At 39.8% G+C, this 23,862-nt stretch carries 18 protein-coding genes; 13 read left to right on the plus strand and 5 right to left on the minus strand.

What is annotated here, in order from left to right; translation table 11 throughout:
* From PVK63_RS00605 to PVK63_RS00620, 4 genes are all read left to right on the plus strand, one after another.
* Complete coding sequence (locus tag PVK63_RS00605) at positions 1 to 1,395, plus strand: hypothetical protein (protein WP_274439752.1); 1,395 nt, start codon at positions 1 to 3, stop codon at positions 1,393 to 1,395.
* 32 nt (positions 1,396 to 1,427) lie between these two features.
* Positions 1,428 to 4,250 carry a helicase-related protein gene (locus PVK63_RS00610; RefSeq protein ID WP_130086641.1) on the plus strand — a complete coding sequence of 941 codons (2,823 nt, stop codon included), beginning with the start codon at positions 1,428 to 1,430 and terminating at the stop codon, positions 4,248 to 4,250.
* 143 nt (positions 4,251 to 4,393) lie between these two features.
* Complete coding sequence (locus tag PVK63_RS00615) at positions 4,394 to 5,506, plus strand: AAA family ATPase (RefSeq protein ID WP_130086642.1); 1,113 nt, start codon at positions 4,394 to 4,396, stop codon at positions 5,504 to 5,506.
* Positions 5,499 to 6,278, plus strand: coding sequence for a hypothetical protein (locus PVK63_RS00620; RefSeq protein WP_069581095.1), 780 nt, complete (start codon positions 5,499 to 5,501; stop codon positions 6,276 to 6,278). Before PVK63_RS00615 ends, PVK63_RS00620 begins: the two co-directional genes overlap by 8 nt.
* A 124-nt stretch (positions 6,279 to 6,402) precedes the next feature.
* Here PVK63_RS00620 and secF read toward each other — a convergent pair whose 3' ends face one another.
* From secF to PVK63_RS00640, 4 genes are all read right to left on the minus strand, one after another.
* Positions 6,403 to 7,302: a protein translocase subunit SecF gene (gene secF / locus PVK63_RS00625; protein WP_045101619.1), complete on the minus strand. Its 900-nt coding sequence runs from the start codon at positions 7,300 to 7,302 to the stop codon at positions 6,403 to 6,405.
* Between the two features lie 3 nt (positions 7,303 to 7,305).
* Complete coding sequence (gene secD / locus PVK63_RS00630; RefSeq protein ID WP_130086643.1) at positions 7,306 to 9,129, minus strand: protein translocase subunit SecD; 1,824 nt, start codon at positions 9,127 to 9,129, stop codon at positions 7,306 to 7,308.
* Between the two features lie 112 nt (positions 9,130 to 9,241).
* Entirely contained in the window at positions 9,242 to 9,748 is a 507-nt protein-coding gene (locus tag PVK63_RS00635) for a hypothetical protein (protein ID WP_165371172.1), read from the minus strand.
* Positions 9,749 to 9,855: 107 nt separating this feature from the next.
* Positions 9,856 to 10,770 (minus strand): LysR family transcriptional regulator, encoded by a 915-nt coding sequence (locus PVK63_RS00640; protein WP_130086644.1) that lies wholly within the window; start codon positions 10,768 to 10,770, stop codon positions 9,856 to 9,858.
* Between the two features lie 129 nt (positions 10,771 to 10,899).
* Between PVK63_RS00640 and PVK63_RS00645 the strand changes: the two genes are divergently transcribed.
* The 5 genes from PVK63_RS00645 (at position 10,900) to PVK63_RS00665 (ending at position 16,430) form a co-directional block, all read left to right on the plus strand.
* Complete coding sequence (locus tag PVK63_RS00645; protein ID WP_242511053.1) at positions 10,900 to 11,970, plus strand: HlyD family secretion protein; 1,071 nt, start codon at positions 10,900 to 10,902, stop codon at positions 11,968 to 11,970.
* A 2-nt stretch (positions 11,971 to 11,972) separates the two neighbouring features.
* Positions 11,973 to 13,577 (plus strand): DHA2 family efflux MFS transporter permease subunit, encoded by a 1,605-nt coding sequence (locus tag PVK63_RS00650; protein WP_130086645.1) that lies wholly within the window; start codon positions 11,973 to 11,975, stop codon positions 13,575 to 13,577.
* A 69-nt stretch (positions 13,578 to 13,646) separates the two neighbouring features.
* Complete coding sequence (gene rsuA / locus PVK63_RS00655; protein ID WP_130049034.1) at positions 13,647 to 14,348, plus strand: 16S rRNA pseudouridine(516) synthase RsuA; 702 nt, start codon at positions 13,647 to 13,649, stop codon at positions 14,346 to 14,348.
* A gap of 189 nt (positions 14,349 to 14,537) precedes the next feature.
* Positions 14,538 to 15,743, plus strand: coding sequence for a Bcr/CflA family multidrug efflux MFS transporter (locus PVK63_RS00660; protein ID WP_130049035.1), 1,206 nt, complete (start codon positions 14,538 to 14,540; stop codon positions 15,741 to 15,743).
* Entirely contained in the window at positions 15,744 to 16,430 is a 687-nt protein-coding gene (locus PVK63_RS00665; protein ID WP_130086646.1) for a DUF2913 family protein, read from the plus strand.
* A 119-nt stretch (positions 16,431 to 16,549) separates the two neighbouring features.
* On the opposite strand, the gene PVK63_RS00670 is transcribed toward PVK63_RS00665, so the two are convergent.
* Entirely contained in the window at positions 16,550 to 17,989 is a 1,440-nt protein-coding gene (locus PVK63_RS00670) for a DUF2867 domain-containing protein (protein ID WP_130086647.1), read from the minus strand.
* 126 nt (positions 17,990 to 18,115) lie between these two features.
* Between PVK63_RS00670 and PVK63_RS00675 the strand changes: the two genes are divergently transcribed.
* The 4 genes from PVK63_RS00675 to PVK63_RS00690 all read left to right on the plus strand — a co-directional run bounded on the left by PVK63_RS00675 (position 18,116) and on the right by PVK63_RS00690 (position 23,845).
* Entirely contained in the window at positions 18,116 to 19,495 is a 1,380-nt protein-coding gene (locus tag PVK63_RS00675; RefSeq protein ID WP_130086648.1) for an MATE family efflux transporter, read from the plus strand.
* A gap of 123 nt (positions 19,496 to 19,618) precedes the next feature.
* Positions 19,619 to 20,290, plus strand: coding sequence for an ABC transporter ATP-binding protein (locus tag PVK63_RS00680; protein WP_130049038.1), 672 nt, complete (start codon positions 19,619 to 19,621; stop codon positions 20,288 to 20,290).
* Positions 20,271 to 22,724 carry an ABC transporter permease gene (locus tag PVK63_RS00685; RefSeq protein ID WP_130086649.1) on the plus strand — a complete coding sequence of 818 codons (2,454 nt, stop codon included), beginning with the start codon at positions 20,271 to 20,273 and terminating at the stop codon, positions 22,722 to 22,724. The genes PVK63_RS00680 and PVK63_RS00685 overlap by 20 nt, the downstream gene beginning before the upstream one ends.
* Positions 22,724 to 23,845 (plus strand): lipocalin-like domain-containing protein, encoded by a 1,122-nt coding sequence (locus PVK63_RS00690; RefSeq protein WP_130086745.1) that lies wholly within the window; start codon positions 22,724 to 22,726, stop codon positions 23,843 to 23,845. The genes PVK63_RS00685 and PVK63_RS00690 overlap by 1 nt, the downstream gene beginning before the upstream one ends.
* Positions 23,846 to 23,862 lie beyond the last annotated feature (17 nt).

A 23,862-nucleotide genomic window follows, 5' to 3' on the forward strand; every position in this document is an offset into this window, starting at 1 on the left:
ATGAAGCAAAAAGCTATACATTTTCTTGATGTTGAACATATTGAAGATACTTCTCATGACTCTATCGATGGGTATGATCACGATTGTGTTACTCAAGATGATCTTTTTTTTATTCAAACACAGTTTAATCACACTGAAGATCTTCCCTTTGTTTTTCCATCTCAAAATTTTGAATCGCCAACATCCACAAAAAAAATACTTACTCTTAAAAAAGAAGTTATATCTTCAAAAGTTATAGGGAGAGAAACGGATAGAGTACATTTAAGTAGTTCTGGGCAAAAGAAAGTTGTTGTAAAGCATTTAAAAACGAAAAAAATTTGCTTAAGTAAAGAGTTAGATCATTCTGAAACCGAAATTAAAACGGAAGATAAAAGTAATATCGTTCCGAAAGAAGTCTGTAACCCTTCATATTTACCAATTATTGATGAGCATCAAGTTGTTTTAGAACATAAGGAAGACTTTGAAGTCCAGAAGGAATCAGAGCATGCTGCTTTTTGTGAAGAGTTCAATATAGAAAAAGAAATAATTCAGAATGATATCTTAAAAAGTTTGGATGCTGAGCAAGGTTTGTCGTTCCAAGATATTTCCCTATTAGAAGATGGGTCGGAGTTGGCTCAAGAGCCAACGGACTTAGAGTTTTATCAGTACGATGAGGACTTGCTCTACTTCGATGAAGGAGATTGTGAACAGTTTGATGTAACTGATGATGTGTTTATTTCTGTATTTGATTGTGATGAAGACTTCGAGGAAATACAAGAAAATATTGATGATGTAAATGATGAATACAGATCGAAGTTAACTCGATGGGAACGAGCACAACAAGTGGCAGTTGAAGTTATCTATTCAACAAATTGGTCAGGCAAGCATCTCCCGTTTCTAACTGATGTTTTTTTCGAAAGCGGATGGGGGGCAGTAAGAATTACCATGGAAAAAGAGATCCTTAATGGAACCACTATTGATGAGCTAGTTCTTGCACGGGATTTCAAAGAAATTTGGAAGAATTGTGATCGTTATTGGATCACACTAAGTAAGCTTGGCCCTTTCGCTCATGTAACAGAAGCTACCCACAGACAAATGAGTTGGGTTCAAGCTCTGAGAATAATCCGCTGTTTTAATTGGTTACCAAGTATTGAAGAGCTAGAAGTATTTTTGGAAGATGAATTTGAGTATTGGTATCAACATACATTGATGCGTAGAATTTTCCCAGTTTTTATGAAATACCTTTGTTATTACCGAGCTAAAAATAACCCATATATGGACTTTGAATTGGGGCCGTATCAGTCAGAATTTACAGATGATCCGATGGATAATGGTGATTTCATTAACTGTAACTCTGAAAATCGACAGCGTCTGAGCGAAGTTGGGCTTGATGCAATCAAAGTACACATTCACTGACCCATAGTCAGTAACTAAAGGAAAATAATGCTATGACAAATATGTCTAACAGACTAATGCCTATTGAAGGTACTGCTGTGAAGTATGGTGAAAAACTTGGAATCATTCAGTCTATCTCGGAAAGTTCAGGAAAAATATTAGCTTCTGTTAAATGGTTTAATGGCGATGGTTCAAAGGTTAACTTACAGGACCTTACATGTGGATTTCAGCGTAATATGGAAGTACGCCATAAACCCTTGTCATATTCTCAAAAGTCTCTTGGCTGTGGGAATGTCGTGAGTGTTCGAATTATTGGTAACCGTGAACAGGTACTCGTCGATTTTCCTGATAAGGGACAACAGATATGGCTACCATATGAATCACTTAAATTTATTAAAGGGCCTAAACTTCGATTTTTCAGAAGAGATAAGGGAGCTGAGGATGCTGCTGAGAGATTTAGACTTAAGTCTTTGGCACATGCGATAGATACATGGAATGAAAATTCAGGAGCTTTGTCGAAATTAGATATTGACCCTCTGCCGCATCAAATTCATTTGGTTCATCATATACTTGCCCATGGTAATTTAAACTGGATGATAGCTGATGATGTTGGTTTAGGGAAAACCATTGAAACAGGTATGTTACTTAAAGCTCTTAGTCAAAGAGGGATGGCTCGGCGAATTTTACTTGTGACTCCGGCTGGTCTAACCCAGCAATGGAAAGAGGAGTTACAAAATAAATTTGGTTTTGGTGATTTTCGAATTTATGGTGAAAACTTCACTATTGATGAACCTCGTGAGTGGGGTATGTATAATCACGTAATTGGTTCGATTGACAGATTTAAAGATCCTGAACATCTAATGAAGTTAATGCATGCAGAACCTTGGGATATTATTATCTTTGATGAGGCTCATCGTTTAAGCCGTCGTCAGAATGGTATGAGTTTTGACAGTTCTATGCGATTTAAACTTGCTAAATCTTTGCGTAAAAAAACAGATGCTCTCATTTTACTTAGTGCTACACCTCATCAAGGAAAACACGATAAATTTGTTAGTTTGCTTGAATTACTGCGACCAGATTTAAAAAAGGAAATTGGTACTTTAAAACTTAACCCAGAACTTTTAAAGGAAATGCTTTATCGAAATAATAAATCTGATGTGACTGATGCCGAGGGGAATTTTATTTTCAAAGGTAAGGTGACTAAAGCTATTACTGTAGAGGTCGATCAAGCATTTTCAGCTTTTGATAGTGATTTACAGAGTTATCTTCGTAAAGGTTATGCGCAGGCAAAATCTTTAGGTAGCGCAGGTAATGCAATAGGTTTTGTTATGACTGTTTATCGGAAGTTAGCAGCTTCAAGTGCAAAAGCCATAAACTCGGCACTTATACGTCGCAAAGTACGTCTAGAAGGAGAGCTAGGGCAGTTATTTAGTATTGAAGGACTTTCTGAATTAGATCAACGATATATAGGTGAACTTGAAGAGAACTTCGACTACTCAGCTAAGGAGTTTTTTGATGGTGAGATTGCTCTTCTAGATGAACTAATCGCTAAAAGTGAAATATTGCTTCTTAATGACAAAAAAATTAACGAATTCTTAAACGGTATTGTTAATCAGGTACTTAATAATAATTTAGAAGAAAAAATTCTTATTTTCACCGAGTATCGTTCTACGCAAAACTATTTGTTTGAAGCGTTATCGAAGAGATTTAGTCATAGCAAAGTTGAACTGATTAATGGTTCAATGAAGCATCAGGATAGAAGAGAAGCTATTAAACGTTTTGAGGGAAATGGTCAATTTTTGATATCTACTGAAGCTGGTGGGGAAGGTATTAACCTTCAGAAAAACTGTCATATTATGGTGAACTATGACCTCCCGTGGAACCCTATGCGCTTGGTACAGCGGATAGGTCGCTTATATCGTTATGGACAAAAGAAGCGAGTCATTGTTTTTAATATTCATTCACCTGGAACAGCCGATGAACAGATTATCCAATTAATGTACGAGAGAATTGGTGAAGTTGTTAACGATCTTTCTACTGTCGGTGATGAATTTCATGAACGCTTGAGCGATGACATTTTGGGAGAGATTGTGGACTTAGTCGATGTTGAATCTATTTTGCAAGAAGCGACTTTAGAAGGTATTTATAGAACTCAGCAGAAGATTGATGAAGCATTGGAAAAAGCAAAAAGTGCAGCAAATGTTCAGCAAGAATTATTTGATCATGCTTCAAGTTTCGATCCCAATGACCTGAGAGGAGGCTTTATACCAAGTGTGGAGCATCTAACTAGTTTCGTAGAATCAATGTTTAATTATCTTGGAATACAAGTTATAGATAAAACACATAGTGGAAAGGTATGGCAAATTCGTGTGTCTGAGGAGTTACAAGATTCCTTGGGGATGCGGAAATCTCGTTGGGATTTGACTCTGGATAGAGTTATTGCATCAAACCGTGAACATATTGATGTCCTTGATCTGGACCACTTATTGATGAAGCATATGTTAGAAGTGGCTAAGTCCTACAGTTTTCAAGGGCAGACCGCTTCTATCCAATCAGTTGAATTAGTCACAGGCTCTCTATTCTGTGGTTTCCTGAGATGGCAAAATAATCAAGGAGTAAGGCAGCGACAAGAATACATGACTTGGTATGTCGATTCTCATGGGGATTTACAAGTAAACGACCCACGTGTACTGGACATGTTTAAGAGTGAATTTTCATCGTCTATTTATACCAATGAGTTAGAACAAAACAAGTTTCATTTTAAGTGCTTAGATATTTCTATTGATGACAAACTCGCTGCATTTTCTAGTAAGTGGATGCAGCCTGAAAACTATGAGGTTGTTTCAGCAGCTTGGTTGACTTCGGATAAGCCATAATGAGTTTTAGTTGGTTGCTAAAACACCGACTCAATAAGTCTTGGATTTGTACCTCGATCCAATTTTGCCGTAAAAAAATTACGGCACTGTTGGTGGTGTGCTATAGTTAACGCTGTTAATTTCTTTAATACTGGATAATCAAGATGCTTGCTAAACTTGTCGTCAAAAATTTTCGTAACTTTGAAAACTGGTTTGAGATCGATCTCAAAAGTGATCGCTCGTATGAATTCAGCAAGCATGCAGTGCAAAATGAAATCGTTAAACATGGTGTTATTTACGGTATTAATGGTGAGGGTAAGTCAAACCTTGGGCTTGCCATTATTGATGTAACGAGCCATCTAACAGATAACAATCTTCAGGCAGGATTGAGCACTAACTACTTAAATGCAAACTCGAAAGATAAACTGGCTGAATTCAAATATCAGTTTGATTTTGATGGCATTGAGGTGCTTTATAGTTATGGCAAAGAAAAATGCACGACAACCGTTTATGAAAAACTGATCATTGATGGTGTTGAGGTCGTTAATTTTGATCGCAGAGTCTCATCCATCGCTGATTTTAACCTACCAGGTTCAGAGACGTTAAAGAACGATTTTGAAGGCAAGGATATTTCACCGGTTAAGTATATAAAGTCAAACGCCTTACTTGATGATCATGTTATTAATAATGCCTTCGATACGTTTATGAAGTTTGTCGATGGAATGGTGTTTTTTAGAACGCTTTCTAAGCTTCAGGAGTTTTATGGCCAGCCAACAGGTAAGCAGCGTGTTTCTCAAGCTATTATCGAGCAAGGAAAACTAGAAGATTTTGAAAAATTTCTTAATGACTCTGGAGTGGCTTGTAAACTAAAACAATCGGGTGCTGAGAATGAAGAAATTATTGAGTTTGATTTCGGTGAACGCAGTATTGAATTTTCTCAAGCGGCTTCAACTGGAACGATTTCTCTTGGTAATTTTTATTATTGGTATTTAAAGCTTACCTCTGGCGAAATCTCATTTGCGTACATTGATGAGTTCGATGCGTATTATCATTTTAACTTATCACAACATATTGTTGAGCGCATAGCAAAGACGAGTTGCCAATCCCTTATGACAACTCATAACAGTACGTTGATGTCTAACAATATCTTAAGACCAGATTGCTATTTTGTTCTAGCCAAGCAGAAGCTAAACCCTCTTTATAACTTAACTGATAGAGAAATCAGAAAAGCACATAATTTAGAGAAAATGTATCGCTCTGGAGCTTTTGATGAGTAGTTACGTTCTTTGCATATTTGAAGGGAAGCGTGCAGAGCCAAATATTACTAATAATCTTTGTTTGAACCTTCTGCAAGATGAGGACAAGGTTATTCTTAGGGCATCCTATGGTTGTAATATCTATAAATTATATGCAGAGATTGAAAAAGATCCGTATTTAGATACCTACGAACTACTGGTAGAAGAATTAATAAAGCGGCAAAAAGAAGAACAGCGTTTAGGTCGAGATTTACGTGAAGAAGAACTTGCTGTTTTAAATATTGATGATTCAAGCCTAATTAGTGATATTTATCTTATATTTGATTATGACGCCCATTGCAGTAATGCTAATGATAAGAAATTAGTTGAAATGCTAGATAAGTTTAGCAATCCGCAAGAAGAAGGATTGTTAATTGTTAGCTACCCGATGGTTGAAGCAATAAGGCATCAAAAAAGTGTTGAATATAGAGAAGAACTATACGCATTGAGTGAGTTTGGTAAATACAAGAATTGGACGAACAAGGATGCCGAACTAGATAAAAAATACCATAATTGGGGCGCGTATGACTTTGATACTTGGAGAGAAATCGTCGCTCAACACCTTGCTCGCGCTAATCATTTAGTCACAAATGAGCTATCACTTCCTAAGACTCAAATCGAACAACAAGAGATTTTTACTCAACAGCTTGATAAGCACATCCCTCATGGCAACATTGCGGTAATTTCATCATTTCCATTAATGCTCTTTGATTATTATGGCCAAGCGTTAATGTCGAAATTACGATTTGTGTAGAGTTATATTTATTAGTTGAAGTGACGTTTTAAAAACCCACAAAAAAGGGATCCAACCTAAGCCAGATCCCCCAACATCAAGCCGCATTCCCTGCGGCTTTTTACTATCTATCTAAACCTAATTATTACGGCTCTTCAGAAATCGGTTTTGGCTTATAGTGATCCGAATTCAAACCAAAGTACTCAGGTAAACTTGTACCCACTGAGATAGAAGACCAAGTACCTGTCACGATACCGATGAACATCGCAATCGCAAAGCCCTCTAGTGGACCGCCACCTAATAACCATAAAGAACCAACAGTGATTAGAGTTGTACCTGATGTCACCATAGTACGTGAGAAGGTTGCAGCAACCGCTTCGTTATTTACTTCTTGGATAGATAACTCAGGCTTGGCAATTAACAGCTCACGAATTCTATCTGCAATGATGATAGAGTCATTCAACGAGTAACCTAAAATCGCCAAAATAGCGGCTAGGGTAGTTAAGTTAAACTCCATTTGAGTCGCAGCAAAGAAACCAAGTACAAACACGATATCGTGGGTTAGGGCAAACAAAGAGCCAGAAGCCAAACGCCATTCAAAGCGGTAGCTTAAGTACGCTAATATAACCAAAACTGACACCAATAACGCCATGCCGCCTTGCTCAGTTAGCTCTTGGCCTACTTGTGGACCAACGATACTGGTATTTAATACTTGAACATCTGAATGCAGAGGAGCAAGTACCTCAGTCAGTGGTGGAAGCTCAACGCCTTTTGGTGGAATCGCATAACGCAACACCCAACGACCCGGCTCACCAGAGGCAATCACCGCCACATCTTGTTTAAAGCTTGCATCCAATAACGGCGCAATTTCACTGCTTGTGATTTTGCTATCAATTTGAACTTCACTCACGATACCGCCAGTGAAATCCAAGCCCCAGTTAAGGCCTTTGGTTGCTATCATCGATAATGCAAAAATCATCAAACCGATAGAAACCACACTCGTCATGTGACGCCATTTTGTTGCATTTTTCATATTTATAAACATAACTTAAACCCTAACATCATGACGAGAATCACGACCCCAAACTAAATTGATAATGGCACGTGACGCGAAGATGCCGGTGAACATACTGGTTAATAGACCTAAGCCCAGAGTTAATGCAAAGCCTTGAATAGGGCCGTTACCTATGGTGTATAGAACCACTGCGGTAATCATTGTGGTGAAGTTGGCATCGAAAATGGTACCAAATGCACTACTAAAGCCTCTATCAATGGCTTGAGCCAATGTTCGACCTTCTTTCTGTTTATCTTTAATACGCTCAAATATCAGTACGTTGGTATCTACCGCCATACCTACAGTCAGTACAAGACCTGCAATACCCGGAAGCGTAAGAACCGCACCCGGAATAAGCGCAAGCAGACCAAATAGCATTACCATGTTGCCAATAAGCGCAATGTTGGCAACCCAGCCTAAACGACGGTACCACACCGCCATAAACAGCAGAGTTAAACCAAGACCAAGACCTAAAGCAGCAAAACCGTTTTGGATGTTTTCAGCACCTAGCGTTGGACCAATAGTGCGTTCTTCAACAATAGTCACAGGTGCAGTTAATGAACCAGCACGTAGAAGCAGAGCAAGCTCTTGAGATTCTTGAAGAGAGCCAGAACCTGTGATTCTAAAACGGCTACCTAGTTGACTTTGAATTGTCGCCACACTGATGATTTGGTTACTTTGCTCTGTGTTACCTGCGCTATCACGGCTGTATTCGTTGTATGAGGTTGCCATTGGCTTGCCGACATTGTGACGAGAGAACTCAGACATGATTTTGCCGCCTGAACTATCAAGAACAATGTTTACTTCTGCCATGCCCATTTCGCCAAGGCTAGCGCGAGCATCCACAATGTGATCACCGGTTAGTACGGGTTTTCTGCCTACGCGAACTGGTTGGCCGTTTTGATCAGGAACGATCATTGTGCTGCCAGTGCCTTGTTCTTTTACTGCGTAGAAAGCAAGACTTGCTGTCGCACCAATAACGTTTTTCGCCGCTGCTGGGTCTTGAACACCCGGAAGCTCGATACGAATGCGGTTTTCACCTTGGCGTTGAACAAGCGCTTCGGTAATACCTAACTCTTCAATACGGCTACGCATGGTTTGAAGGTTTTGCTGTACCGTTAGGTTACGTACGGCAATTTTTTCATCTTCTTTAAGCGTTAATTTAAGATCAAAATCGTCGCCGTTAGTCACTTGCCAAGTAGGGTAGTTTTTATGAATAAACTGACGAGCAGCGTGGCTAGCTTCTTCTGATGGCAAACGCACCACTAAGCTATCACTGCCTTCTTTTTGGAATCGAACGGAACGAATGCGTTCTTCACGCAGCTCTTGTTTTAAAGAATCAGACAGCTCGTTACGTTGTGCTTGGTAAACTTGGTTTACATCAACATCGAGTAAAAATTGCACACCACCACGTAAATCAAGGCCAAGTTTGATTGGTTCAAAGCCCATATTTTGCAACCAAGCAGGTGCCGCTGGCGCAAGAGAGAGTGCTAATGTTGTGCCTTTTTTACTGTCATCAATCACAGAGGCCAGTACGTCTTTAGCGGCAACTTGTTGTGCTTCATCTTGCAAAATAACGATGGTTTTATCGCCTTTTTGCTCGATGCGTTTTACGTTAATGCCTTGCTCTGTCAGGGTGTTTTGTAGCGAGACAACCGTTGGGATTTGTCCTTCTTTGTTGGTGATTTGCACGGCGGCATCTTCACCATACCAAGTTGGAATTGCACTCAGTAGTAGAATTACAAGGGTCGTAATAAGTACAATGTATTTCCATTTAGAATAATGGTTCAGTCGTTGTATTGGTTGTTTTCTTTGCATAATAATTTCACCTCACATACGACGTTGCGTATGCGAAAAAGTCACAAATCTAGCTAGTTCGTAATAAACGAATAATAACTAAGTGATAAATCAATGGATTTTGGGTGTGAAATTAAGCGTGTGGGTATAACCGCTGGCTGTAGAGAAGGTTACTTTCCTTCCAAGCCGAAATTCGTGAGGTAGATGAATAGGTGTTTAATGCCCAATTGACCGTTGGTTTTGGTTTTTCTTGATAACCAATGGTTAATTGTTCAGCGGGGATCACTGGGATCTCTAATGCTAATTCATAAACAGGAAAGACTTCTTCTGGCTCATGACGAGCTAAATTCGCCATACGAGAAGAATAGGCGATGCCTAAGTTAACGTCGTGGCTTTGAGATGCATTTTGAGAGTGTAATGCTGTTGGGTCAGATTGAGCGTTGTCGATGGCACACGTAGAGAAATCAATCGATAGGATAGAAGAGCTATCAACAGAAAGTGTCACAGGAACGGTAGAATGTTGCTCAATGGTCAATTCTGAGAAATCACTGTAGCTATTTTGATGATATGCAGATGCCTGAGCAAGCGAGCTTACCCCAAAGCAAAGACAAATTATCAATAATCGAAACAGTTGAACCACAAAAAAATCCAGTGATGTGCATATAGACCATCGCATCGTATTCGATGAATGACCTTACTGGCAAGTGAAATTAATAGATTCAGAAAAATTGATGTAATTTTAGTGAATTATTTACTCTTATTTCTTTCCGCTGTCGTTAATTCAAATCGCTCAAGTACATGGTCAATAAAAACACGTAATCGTTTTGGTATCAGTTTATTTTGTGGAAACACCAAGCTAATCGCCGCTTTTGGCAAATCCCAATCAGGAAGAATTTGCACCAGTTCGCCATTTTTGATGTGCTCTCGACATAAGAACTCAGGCAAAGAAGCGATGCCTAAACCACTTAAACAAGCAGATTTACACGCCGTAATGGTATTCACTTTCAAGCGATAAGGTAGATTAACGCGAATGGCTTTATCGACTTGGTTAAAGTACAGATTAGGTACTTTTACCGCGTTAACGACTTTGATTTGATGATGAGGCGACTGGAGATCTTCTGGTGAGGTAATCATTCCATAAGTGTTTAAATACTCAGGGCTTGCCACAATAATACGCTCAGAAAAATCGATGGTTCGTGCGACTAACGAAGAGTCGTTGATCTCGCCAATTTGGACATAAAGATCAATACCATCACCAATAATATCGACGGCTCTGTTGGTCATTTCAACATTAATTGAGACTTCAGGGTAACGTTTAAGAAAGCTGTTGATGTAATCAGACATGACGTTATGCCCGATCTCTACTGGCATGGCTAAGTTAAGATGACCGCGAATTAAATTTTGGTTTGCAGTCAGTTCTAGCTCGGTTTGTTGCATGATATCGAGCACTTTAACGCTGGCTTGATAAAAAACCTCACCTTCCTGAGTTAAGCCTAATTTTCTGGTTGAGCGAGTGATCAACTTCACGCCTAGATGCTCTTCAAGCTCTGCAAGTTTTCGGCTAACGGTTGATTTTGTCATTCCAAGATTAATGGCTGCTTGAGTAAAGCTACCAGAATCAATTACTTGATTTAATATGGTAATGTTATTCAAATCCATCATTAGACGATTCCTTATTGATTGGTAAGATTTATGCAACAGTGTTTCCTTTTTTTCCTATCTAATCAATAAATCATTTTCGTTTTATACTCTGCTTCTCTTATTTATTACATTCATGTTGATTTAGCGTGAATGGCTTCATCTTCAAAGTGGGTACGTACCGTGGCAGAACAACAAAAGAAAAAAAATAAAGCACCTTTGATTGCAACGATTGTGATTATTCTATGTGGTCTTGCAGGGGCGGGTTACTGGTACGGTTATGGACAATACTTCCAATCAACAGACAATGCGTATCTGCAAGGTGATATCACAACGATCAGCCCTAAAGTAGGCGGTTACATTGCCAAAACATTTGTTGAAGATAACCAAATGGTAAAAGCGGGTGATTTATTGGCAACCATAGACAGTCGTGATTTTGAGGCAGAAAAAGAGAAAGCAGAGGCGAACGTATTGGTTAGCTCTGCTGCCATTAAGAACCTAGCGGCTGAGCGTAAGTTGCAAGACATTCGTATTCGTCAAGCGGCGAGTGAGATTGAATCAGCCAATGCGGAATATGAGCGTGCTCAGCAACAAGTTAAACGAACTAAAGCGTTAATTAAAAAGAATTATTCGTCACAAGATGAGTTAGATAATAACGTATCACACCTTAAAGTGGCGCTGGCAAATGTGGATGCTGCAAAAGCCAATTACCAAGCATCGAAAGAACAAATCAATGTGATTGAAAGCGAGATTGCTCAAGCGGAGGCTGGGTTAGTTCAAGCCAAAGCGGCGTTAGAACAAACAGAGATTAACCTGTCTTACACTAATATCTACGCGCCAATTGATGGTGTGGTAGGTAAACGTAGTTTGCGCAGCGGTTTATTGGTTCAAGCGGGCATGCCTTTGCTTAGTTTAGTTCCAACAACAGATGTTTGGATTGAAGCAAACTTTAAAGAAACGCAACTGGGTGATATTCACAAAGGACAAAAAGTGTTTGTAGACCTTGATGCCTACCCTGATCTACACCTAAAAGGCATTGTTGATAGTTTTTCTCCTGCAACGGGCGCTAAGTTTGCGTTACTGCCACCAGAGAATGCGACCGGTAACTTCACTAAAATTGTGCAGCGTGTGCCAGTTAAAATCAGCATTTTAAATACGGATTTATTAGAAGGTAAGCTGATCCCGGGTCTTTCTGTGGTTGCAACGGTTGATACTCGAGGTTAGTCATGACTCAAGAATTAACGGTGACAAATCAAAATGAATCTGCCGATGTACCAATAGAACCTGAAATACCAAGACGCCATTGGATAGCGCTATTTGGTGGTTTGTTGGGGGCGTTTATGGCGATTCTGGATATTCAGATCACCAACTCATCTCTAAAAGACATTCAAGGTGCGCTATCGGCCACTATGGATGAGAGCTCGTGGATATCGACTTCTTATCTTGTGGCAGAAATGATTGCGATTCCATTAAGTGGTTGGTTGTCAGTTGCGATTGGTAAGCGTCGTTATTTAACCTGGACAACCATCATTTTTGCTGTGGCATCGGTGCTGTGTTCTGTGTCTTGGAATATGGGCTCAATGATCGTCTTTCGTGCGATCCAAGGTTTTAGTGGTGGGGCGTTAATTCCACTGGCTTTCTCTTTGGTTGTTCAGTTATTGCCATTGAATAAGCGTGCAGTTGGGATGGCGTTATTTGGGGTAACAGCGACGTTTGCTCCTTCTATAGGGCCAACATTGGGTGGTTGGTTAACTGAAAACTTCTCATGGCACTATATTTTCTACATCAACATTCCACCAGCAATTGCGCTTATTTGCATGGTCAATTACGGGCTTGATGATGAGCCATTAAAATTAGATAGCTTATTAAAAGCCGATTGGTTTGGTATTACCACCATGGCAATTGGTCTTGGTTGTTTAGAAGTGGTACTAGAAGAGGGGAACCGTGAAGAGTGGTTTAGCTCTAGTTTCATCATTACCTTATCTATTATTTCGGCAATTAGCTTAATTTATTTTGTGATTAATGAGCTACAGCATAAGAACCCTCTGGTGAATTTGCGGCTATTGAAGCAAAGTCAGTTTGCGATGTCATGCGTAGCGTATTTGATATTAGGGATGGCACTGCTGGGGTCTATTTACGTGCTGCCAATGTATATGATCCAAATTCAAGGGTATAACGCCTTGGAAATTGGTGAAGTATTGATGTGGATGGGTTTTCCGCAGTTATTAATTTTCCCATTAGTACCTAAGTTAACTCAGATTATAAAAGCGAAATATTTGGTGTTTTTTGGCTTTTCGATGTTTGGCGTCAGCTGCTTTGTAAATACGCACATGAGTTATTTATTTGGCGGCGAACAATTGATTTTCTCTATGTTATTACGTGCGATTGGCAGCCCGTTCATCATGGTGCCTTTGTCATTGGTCGCGATGGAAGAGATTCAAAAACATCAAGTGGCGGACGCTTCTACTATTACTAATGTATTGCGTAATTTGGGTGGCGCATTCAGTATCGCCATTATTGCAACCATGCTGGATAACAAAACGCGTGAGCATTTGGGGCACATTAAAGAAACACTAACTAGCGTGAGCACCGACGGTTGGTATCAATTGCAACAGAGTGCAGCGATGTTTGTCTCAAAGGGCAGTGATCCTGCAACGGCTATGTTGCAAGCTAAAGCATCATTAACCATGACGATGCAGCGAGATGCGGCGATTATGGCGTATAACGATGTCTTTTTAATGATGACATTCTTCTTAGGTTTTGCTGCTTTTATGATGTTTTTTGTTAAATCAAATTCGAATCCTGCATCAATTGAAGGTGGGGCGCATTAATTTTTTATGTGTGCTCGCTTCTTCAAGTGGTTTGGGTATAATGCGGCAGAATATTGAAATGAGGTTCTCATGCGTTTAGATAAATTTTTGTGCGAAACAACAGGTGCCACTCGTAAAGAAGCAACTCGTATTATTAAAAGTGGTACGGTTACCGTTGATGGTGTGAAAACCAAGGTTACTTCTGTAAAAGTAACGGATGACTCAACGGTTGAGTGGGATGGTCGTGAACTTAAATTCCATGGTCCTCGTTATATTATGCTATTTAAGCCAGATGGTTACGTATGTTCACATGAAGACAATACTCACCCATCGGCATTAACGCTTTTAGATGAAGTTAATCTTGAGAAACTGCACTTTGCGGGTCGTCTTGATGTAGATACGACAGGTTTGGTATTAATTACTGATGATGGTCAATGGTCACATAAGATCACATCTCCAAAACGTAAGTGTCCAAAAACGTACCGAGTGTGGCTAGCTGAATCTATCGGTGCTGATTACGCTGAGCAATTAGCAGAAGGTATTCAACTTAAGAGTGAAACTGGTTTAACTATGCCAGCGGTAATGGAAATTGTTGATGAAGACGAAAACGAACTTCTATTAACGATTCAAGAAGGTAAATATCACCAAGTGAAACGTATGTTTGCAGCGCTTGGTAATAAAGTTGATGGCTTACACCGTTCTCAAATTGGCGGTTTAGGTTTAGATTATTCTCTAGAGCCTGGTGAATATCGTTACCTGACTGAAGAAGAAGTTGAAGCCGTATTCGCATAGCTTCTAGCCGCTTTATAAAGAAAAACGGTATGATCTCGGTCATGCCGTTTTTTTATACTATTAGCGGGTATAAACATTTGAGCATCCTTGCGTAAATTAGTGCAAAGTTCTAAGAATTGATAAGCAGACAAACGTTTGTCGTGTTAAAATTTCAAACTCCTTTTGCTCTTTCTTTTTGTAGGTTCAGTTATGTCCACAAGTTCTAGTGCTTCTCCTGAGGTACCCACACTCAATTTATTACTCATTGTTATTTTGGGTGCTATTGCGGCATTAACTCCACTTGCAATTGACATGTATTTGCCAGCAATGCCAAGTATTGCGGCTGACTTAGGTGTATCTGCCGGTTCGGTTCAAATGACATTAACGGCTTATACTGCCGGTTTTGCTATTGCTCAGCTTATTCATGGCCCGCTTGCTGACAGTTATGGCCGTCGACCTGTTTTAATCATAGGGACTATTTTATTTGCCGTGTGTGCGGTGATTGGTGCTTTGGTTGATAGTATCGAGTCCTTAATGTATATCCGAGTATTACAAGGCGTAGCTGGGGCAGCGTCATCAGTGGTTATTCAGGCCATTGTTCGAGATATGTTTGATAAAGAAGATTTTGCGAGAACCATGGCGTTTATTACCTTGGTTATGACCGTTGCACCATTAGCGGCGCCTATGATTGGCGGGCATTTGGCGGTGTGGTTTGGCTGGCGTTCTATCTTTTGGTTATTGGCTGTTTTTTCGGTATTAATCATTTTTGCGATTTTGTGGAAAATTCCAGAAACATTAAAAGAAGAGAATCGCGAACCGTTCAAATTAAGCTCTTCTTTACGAAATTATTTATCGCTATTTAAGAACCCGGTATCACTTGGGCTGATCTTCTCTGGTGCATTCTCATTCTCTTGTATGTTTGCATTTTTAACTGCTGGCTCATTTGTTTATATTGATATTTATGGCGTGAGTGTTCAAAACTTTGGTTACTTATTTGGTTTAAATATTGTTTTTCTAATCATTATGACGACGCTAAATGGCCGTATCGTAAAACGAGCGGGCTCTCATAATATGCTAAAGTTGGGGCTGTCGATCCAGTTGTTCGCTGGCATACTGATGATGATTGGTCAGTGGTTAGGCTGGGGGTTATGGGGAACGGTTATCCCAGTGGTCTTGTCGGTTGGGTGTATTTCTACTATTGGTAGTAATAGTATGGCGTTATTATTAAGTCATTACCCTAAAATGGCAGGGACAGCGTCTTCTCTAGCTGGTACATTACGTTTCGGTACTGGCTCATTAGTTGGAGTCGGTATTGCAATGCTGCCGTCAGATTCGGCGTGGCCTATGGTAGGCGCAATGACGGCGTGTTCAATTTTATCTTTTGGTTGTTATTTTGTTTTTGGGCGAAAAGCGTAAATGAGTGAAAAAAAATCAGTGCAGTATTATCAAGAAATTCAGCGTGTAATCAATGCTGCATTAGGTGATTTACAAGAGTCAAAAGACAGTGGTCGTTTGCCTAAAAACCCTGTCAGTGCGAACCATTTTTTAATTCGCTGGGTAACTACTGCAATTAAGTCACAGCGCTTTGCTCATTGCGTAGCCGGTGATCTAAAAACATGGCAAAAAGAAGGGCGCACAAAAGGAACGAGTACTGAGTTGCCGACTCGTTTTGAGCATTACTCGCGTTTATATGGTGAGTTAGCGCCTGTTGAAAATACAAAGCCTATTACAAAAGAAGCGATTTTAGCGTGGGGTGAGTTTTTAGAAGAAGAGAAAGAGTGGTGTGTAACAACAGAATACGAAGTGCTGCCAAAGGCGTCGTTATTTTCTGATGGTGATCACTCGCTAATTATCTGCTCTACACAGCTTGAATCTTGTTTTGATGGTGAAGATGATTCTGCCGAGTTAGTGAAACCATTAACTTGTTATGTTCGCGGTAATCACCATGAGTTTATTGAATCTGCTTATGAGCATGGTTTGATGGTTCACAAGCGTTCTGATTATAAGTCGAAAGTGAAATATCATGGTGAGTACCTGATTTTCCCTCGTAACCACAGCTTACAATTAGCAGAAACACCATTTTCATTTAATGTGAAGAAATAGAGTTTCTCTTTTATTTATAATAGTGAAAAGCGCAGACTATCTGCGCTTTTTTTGTGTTTGCTGCTTTTTGATTATGGTTTTTCTTTTTACTCTTTTTACTCTTTTTACTTTTTTGGTATTTATTCGGCTTCTGCTTTTTTACAAATCGCTTTCACCATGCCTTTAAAAATAAACAAATGCGCAGGGAACATTGCGAACCAATACATTAACCCCCAAAAGCCTTTAGGGTGCCACCATGCACGGACATCTAACTGGCGATGATTCTCATCTATCTCTTTGATTGAAAACTCTAATCGTCCTAGCCCTGGGGCTGTCATTCCAAACAGTAATGATAAGAACTTATTCTCTTCGCAACGAATCACTTTCCATGAATCAATATAATCGCCTAGTTGTACTTTTCCTGATTCAGGTCTTCTTCTTATCGGGAATGAACCTCCAAGTAAAGGGTCTAACCATTCTCTGGTTCGCCATAATGCGTTTGCGAAGAAATAGCCTTCTTTGCTGCCTAAACGTTCAATTACGGTCCATAATTGTTGAGCTGAGGCGGTGGTTGTAAAGTTTGCCCCTGCTTGTTTTGGATAATAGCCATAATCTGATTTCCAACGTTTTAATGCGCTTGGATCAAAGCCCCAAATCTCTGTTTTTATTGTTTCGTCATTGGTTTCTTGGGCCTTATTTATGGCATCAGATAATGAAAGCAATGGTTGTGGGAATGTGCGTTCTATTTTTGAGTTATCCGCAATTAAATCATGGTCTATGCCTGCTAATAGTGCTCGGCCTAAATCTGATGGGACAGAAGTGACAATACCAAGCCATAAACCAGCAAAAGAAGGGGAAATAAACCGCGTTGGAATGATTTTTATAGAGCGATGATTGCGTTTGGCAATGAGATGAAATAGATCTTGATAGCTCACCGTTTCAGGGCCGCCTGCTTCAAAGGTGATAGAGTCGGCTAGCGGATAATCAATACATTGAATTAAATAATAATTTAGGTTTTCTATCGCAATCGGGTTTGCTTGTGAGTTAATCCAAACCGGACAGATTAATACCGGGAAATGGTTAACAAAATCAGTCATGATTTCAAAAGCGGCAGAGCCTGTACCAATGATGATTCCTGAATTGATTTCTATGGTAGGAATACCTGTTGAACGCAGTAATTCACCAGTTTTCTTACGTGCAAGTAAATGTTGAGATTGATAGCCTTCTGGCTGTAAAGCACTTAAGTAAATGATTTTAGATAGGGATGATTGTTCTGCTGCGATTTTAAAGTTTTCAGCAAGGGAGACTTCATAATCAATAAAATCATGACCATGGGACATACCGTGAACTAAAAAGTACGCAATGTCACAGTGTTCTATTATGGGAAGAATAGAATCAGCTTCTTCTAAGTCAAGGTAATGACATTGTAAGTTTGGATGGTTAACAACTCTATCGAGTAGGTAATCTATATTACGAGCGCAAGCAATGACGTTATGTCCTTGTTGTAATAGTTGTGGGATTAATTGTGAGCCCACATACCCAGAGGCACCAACGATTAAGATTGTCTTTTTTTTATTCAAGATTATTCCTTTATCTTGTGAATATAAATATTAATTACATTTTGATTCTAGTACAATTTGTAGGCATATACCTAATGGATCTTATGTAGTGCAAATGGTTAATTTGTTGTTTATTTGAGGTTCTTCATGTCTGTTTTTCTTTCTAATGTCATTGGCCACACTCGTGGTGAGTTTCTTAAGCGATTATTAATGATCGCCATTCCTATTGCCTTGCAAAATATTATGTTTTCAAGCCGTGGCTTAGTGGACGTACTTATGCTCGGTCAATTAGGTGAAGCTGAGATTGCCGCGGTTGGTGTGGCGAGCCGAGCAACATTTGTGACGACGATTATGTTGGTTGGTGTAACAACAGGCGGCGCGCTATTAACCGCCCAATATTGGGGAGCACAAAATAAAGAGGGGGTACGCCAAAGTACCGCACTCACTTGGATGGTGAGTATGGCAATGGCGACCATTCCTGTTGCACTGTTCTTTTTAATTCCAGAACAAATTATGTCATTGGCGACTGACTCTCAAGAAGTCATTGATTTGGGCGCTGATTACCTCTTTATTACCGCACTTACCATGTATGTAGTTTCTTGTGGCAGTAGTATGGCGGTTGGCTTACGCTCTATTCATCAACCAGGTGTTAGTACCTTTTTTAGTGGTATTGGCATTGTCGCCAATGTGTTTTTTAACTGGGTGCTAATCTTTGGTAATTTAGGCGCACCAGCGATGGGTATTAAGGGGGCTGCATTAGCAACCTTGATCAGTGGCATTATTGAAATTGTCTTTTTATATGGCTACCTTTACAGCCGCTCGCACTTATTAAGCTTTGGTATTGAAGAGGTTAAAGCGGTATTAAATTGGCCAAAAATTTCTAAGTTCCTTTCTTTATCTTTGCCTACAACGTTTAACTTTTTGGTCTGGTCTGCAGGGATATTTGCTTATCATGCCATTATGGGACAGTCAGGCGTTCAAGGTTTAGCTGCGCTGTCGGTGATTTCTCCTATTGAATCTATTGCACTTAGCTTTCTTCTTGGTGCTGCGGGGGCAGCTTCGGTATTGATCGGTAACCAGCTTGGCGCTAAAAAATATGAAGCGGTGTATTACCAAAGCTGGGGCGTATTGGGCTTGAGCGTTGCAACCAGCATGGTTATTGCACTGTTTGTTATGGTATTTCAGCATCAAATTTTGGATATGTTTCCGGCATTAACCACTGAAACACGTGCGATTGCTGAGAAGTTTATGGCTATTCTTGCCATTATTATTGTGATCCGAAGTGTGCCATTGACGGCAATCGTTGGAGTGCTGCGTGCTGGAGGAGACGTTAAGTATTGTTTATACCAAGATATTATCTCTCAGTGGTTTATCGGGATCCCAATTGCTGCAGTTGGTGCATTAGTCTTAGGTTTACCTCCTGAGTATGTTTATGCCCTATTTGTGGTGGAAGAAATAGTGAAATGGTTTGGTTCAATTTATCGAATGAAATCTAAAAAATGGATTAAAAATCTGGTAGATGCGTAAGAAAAGTGCCCTTTTTGATTGGCATTAGTAGCAAGAGAACCCTGTGACTATAAAAAGCTTTATGAAAGCAGGGTTATAGTGTAGATTCTGTTGCCGACATCACAAAAAGCGTTGAGGGAACACATGTTAAAACTGACAAACTTGAATAAGGGATATTTGGATGGTGGCGAGTTTCATCCAATCCTTCAAGGGGCAGAATTAACAATAGAACAAGGCGCTCAAATAGCATTAATGGGTGAAAGCGGCTCCGGAAAAAGTACGCTTTTAAACCTTATCGCAGGGTTAGACAGTGTAGACAGCGGTGAAATTGATATCGCTGGTTTTGCTATGCACTCCCCAAAACAAGGCACTCGTACTTCTTATCGTCGTAATAATATCGGCCTTGTGTTTCAACAGTTTAATCTTCTTCCTACATTAACCATTGCTGATAACATTCGTTTTTGCCGTCAATTAAAAGGCTTACGAGATGATGATGCATTATGGCGTCAAATTATTTCTGCTCTCGATCTTATGCCATTATTGGGCCGTTACCCTGAAGAAGTGTCAGGAGGGCAGCAGCAACGTGCAGCGATAGCTCGAGCCTTATACATGGAACCTAAGTTGTTGTTGGCTGATGAACCGACAGGCAGTTTAGATGAAAAAAATGCAGAAGCAGTAATGCGTTTATTAACTCGTTTATCTCGAGATCTACATTGTACCTTATTGTTGGTGACCCACAGTGAGAAAGTCGCTGATCATATGGATGGCTTGGTAAAACTTCAGGGAGGCTTGCTGAATGTTATTGCCGGTAGCTAAAGCGCTTCTTGGACATTACCGCAGGCATCCATTACAAATATTTTTAGTATGGCTGGGCTTAACTCTAGGTGTCTCACTTCTGGTTGGTGTTTTAGCCATTAATCACCATGCTAAAATGAGTTATAACGAAGGGGAAAAATTATTTTCAAATCCTTTCCCTAATCGTATTCGTGCCATTCAAGACAATACTGCTATTCCTCAGGCGTTTTATATTAATTTACGTCGGGCTGGTTATACCCAGTGTATGCCCGTACAAACGCAGCATTTAGAAACTAAAGACGATATAAATATTTCGGTTGTTGGGATTGACCCAGTTGCATTGATGCAGATATCTGCGAGTAACCTTGCCAAAACCGATGACATGCTCTCGTTAATGCGTCCTCCATTTCCGATCTTGATTAGTCAGCCCTTAGCATCCTATTTTAGTTTGGATGATGGTGATTACATCGAATTGCAAAATCAATCTAATATTGGCCCTGTTATTATTGATAAAGCACAGCGTTTGTCTGGTTCCCGAATTTTTTCTGATGTCGCTTTAACTAAAATGTTAGGCCATAAAGCCGGTTTTGATATTTTGCTTTGTGGCGAGATGTCAGATAAGAAAAAGGAACGTTTAGAGAGAATGCTGCCAAGAGGCTTGCAGCTTGAAACACATAAAGAGTCAGGGTTAACCGCGTTAACTAATGCGTTCCATATCAACTTATTGGCAATGGGCATGCTCTCTTTTGTGGTCGGGCTATTTATTTTTTATCAGGCAATGTCACTCTCTTTTATTCAACGTCAGCCATTGGTGGGCACATTACGACAAATTGGAGTATCAACTAAAGAGTTGATTATTGCCATGAGCCTTGAAGTTTTTTTATGGGTTATTATTGGTTGGGTAAGTGGTAATTTCTTTGGTTTGCTATTGGCAAATGAATTGATGCCAACCGTATCTAATAGCTTGTACTCATTATATAACGCTGATGTAGATCTACTTATTACATGGAGTTGGGATTGGAGCTACCAAAGTTTATGGATGGCCATTCTTGGCTGTGTACTGGCTTGTGGTTGGCCATTGTATCGATTGTTAAGTATTGAGCCCATTCGATTGACTGCTCGCTTATCGTTGGCGAGATTTGCAGGTAAAGAGTTTGAGGTGCAAGCCATTATTGCGGGTGTATTTTGTGTTGCGGCTTATTTGATTAAGCTGTTACCTCACAGTCATGAAAATGGATTTATGTTGATCGGATTTTTAATGATCAGCGTTGGTTTATTAACACCATATATTATTTGGAAGTTTTTTGACTGGTTATCTTATCGACTGCCTTCTGCAAAAGCGCGTTGGTTCTTTTCTGATTCAGCGGCGAGTTTAAGCTACCGCGGAGTCGCTGCGATGGCCTTTATGTTGGCATTAGCATCAAATATAGGTGTAGAGACCATGGTGGGTAGCTTTAGGGCTACGACCAATAATTGGCTTGAGCAACGTCTGGCTGCAGATATTTATATCGAGCCGAGTAAAGTATCTGCCAGTCGTATTAGTCATTGGCTAGAAAAGCAACCAGAAGTTGAATCTGTTTGGAGACAATGGAAAATTGACTATCAAACCGAATATGGAAATTTGGAAATTTTGAGTTCAGGACCAACTCTTGGTGAGAAAAACGCACTGACGATGAAAGTTGCTATCCCTGAGTTTTGGTATTCTCTTCATCACAGTCGTAGCTTGCTTATCAGTGAATCCATGGCATTAAAGTGGGATATGAAGCCTGGGGATTACTTAGATCTTCCTGCGCCTATGGGGGATAACTGGCAAATATCTGGGGTTTATTATGATTATGGTAATCCATATAACCAGTTATTACTTTCTCATAGTGCTTGGTTAAAAGTATTTGGTGGGCAAGGTAAGACCGGGATTGGTGTTGTGCTCAACGACATTGAGAAACGAACAGAGTTGATTGGTCGAGTGTTAAAACAATTCCGATTACCGGTTGAGCAAGTTAATGATAATAATAATATCCAAGTGAAGGCGATGAAGGTCTTTGATCGTACTTTTATTGTGACAGGAACGCTTGGAAATTTAACGTTAGTTATTGCTGTTTTTGGTCTGTTTTTTGCGACCTTAGTCGGTGAGGTCTCACGTCAACGACAGACTGCATTATTACGTTGTTTAGGCTTGTCGGGTAAAGAACTTATCTTATTAGGTGGCTTGCAACTCCTTACCATTGGGTTATTTACTATTTTAATCGCATTGCCGCTTGGTATTATTCTTTCTCAATTGCTTATTGATATTGTAATGAAATATGCGTTTGGTTGGACAATGCAAATCAATTATTTCCCCATGGAATACGTAATGACATTTGCATGGACACTATTGGCATTGACGGTTGCAGGTGCAGCAACGGTTTGGAGGGTGACAAGGCGACAAGCTATCATCTCATTAAGGGAGTCACTGTGATGGAACAAAAGGATGTTAAGAAAATTAGCCTTACAATATCACTCTTAATGTGTGTGTGTATTGTTGGGGCAGCTCTTGCTTATTACATTAATTGGAAAGAGGTTGATACAGTAGGAGATAATGAAATCAATTCAATTTTCTCTCCGTCTAGCCATGCTTTCTTTGATCCTGTATTACCGGGAGCCCCTTTATCTTTTCCTAAAGATTTTGGGGAACATACTTCGTTTCAGCACGAAAAATGGATGATGACAGTCAATGCGGTTGATCAAGAAGGTAATAGTCTAGGTATTCAATGGACGATGTTCCGTGTATCTAATGATGATCGAGAAACCAAAGGTTGGTTAGACCCTCGCCTGTATGTAGCAAAGGTAATTATAACCACTAAAAATGGGAAGTGGGTTGATGAGCGTTTAGCTAGGGGAGGGATTGGCCAAGCAGGAATTTCGCAAAGCCCATATCGAGTATGGATTGATAATTGGCATTGGCGAAGTTTAGGACAGGACCCATTTCCTGGGATTTTATCGGCTGATTCGGATCACTTTTCATTAAAGCTTTCTATTAATGCTAATGATAAACCAGTCCCATTAGGTAATGGTGGTTACTCAAAAAAACACGACTTAATCCCAGTTGCATCACATGAATATATATTTCCCTTTGTAAACGTACGTGGAAATATTACTTTAGATAACAAAGCTTATACCATTTCTGGTAAGGCAATTTTAGAGCATGAATGGGCAAGTGGTTTTTTAGATGAGGATCAGCAAGGTTGGGATTGGTTTATTCTAAATCTTACTCAAGAGAGCAAGCTTCTTGTAGCGCAATATCGTCATAAAGAACAGGCTCCTTATCTCTATGGTGCACTGCTTTACAACAATGGTGATTATGTTTCGTTGAGTGGTGATGACGTTACTTTACAAACATTACCAGCACGTAAGCTTAAGAATGGTCGTAAATTACCCCTTCAGTGGATCATTAATGTTCCTGAATACAGGCTTAATTTAACTACTCAAGTGATGAGGAATGAGCAATGGCTTGATACGCTTATTCCATACTGGCAAGGCCCAATAACAACAACTGGTTCACATCAAGTTACAGGATTTATGCAATTAACGGGATACTAATTGTAAAAAAAAGATTT

It is taken from the genome of Aliivibrio sp. S2TY2, from assembly GCF_028765525.1.
Taxonomy (GTDB): domain Bacteria; phylum Pseudomonadota; class Gammaproteobacteria; order Enterobacterales; family Vibrionaceae; genus Aliivibrio; species Aliivibrio finisterrensis_A.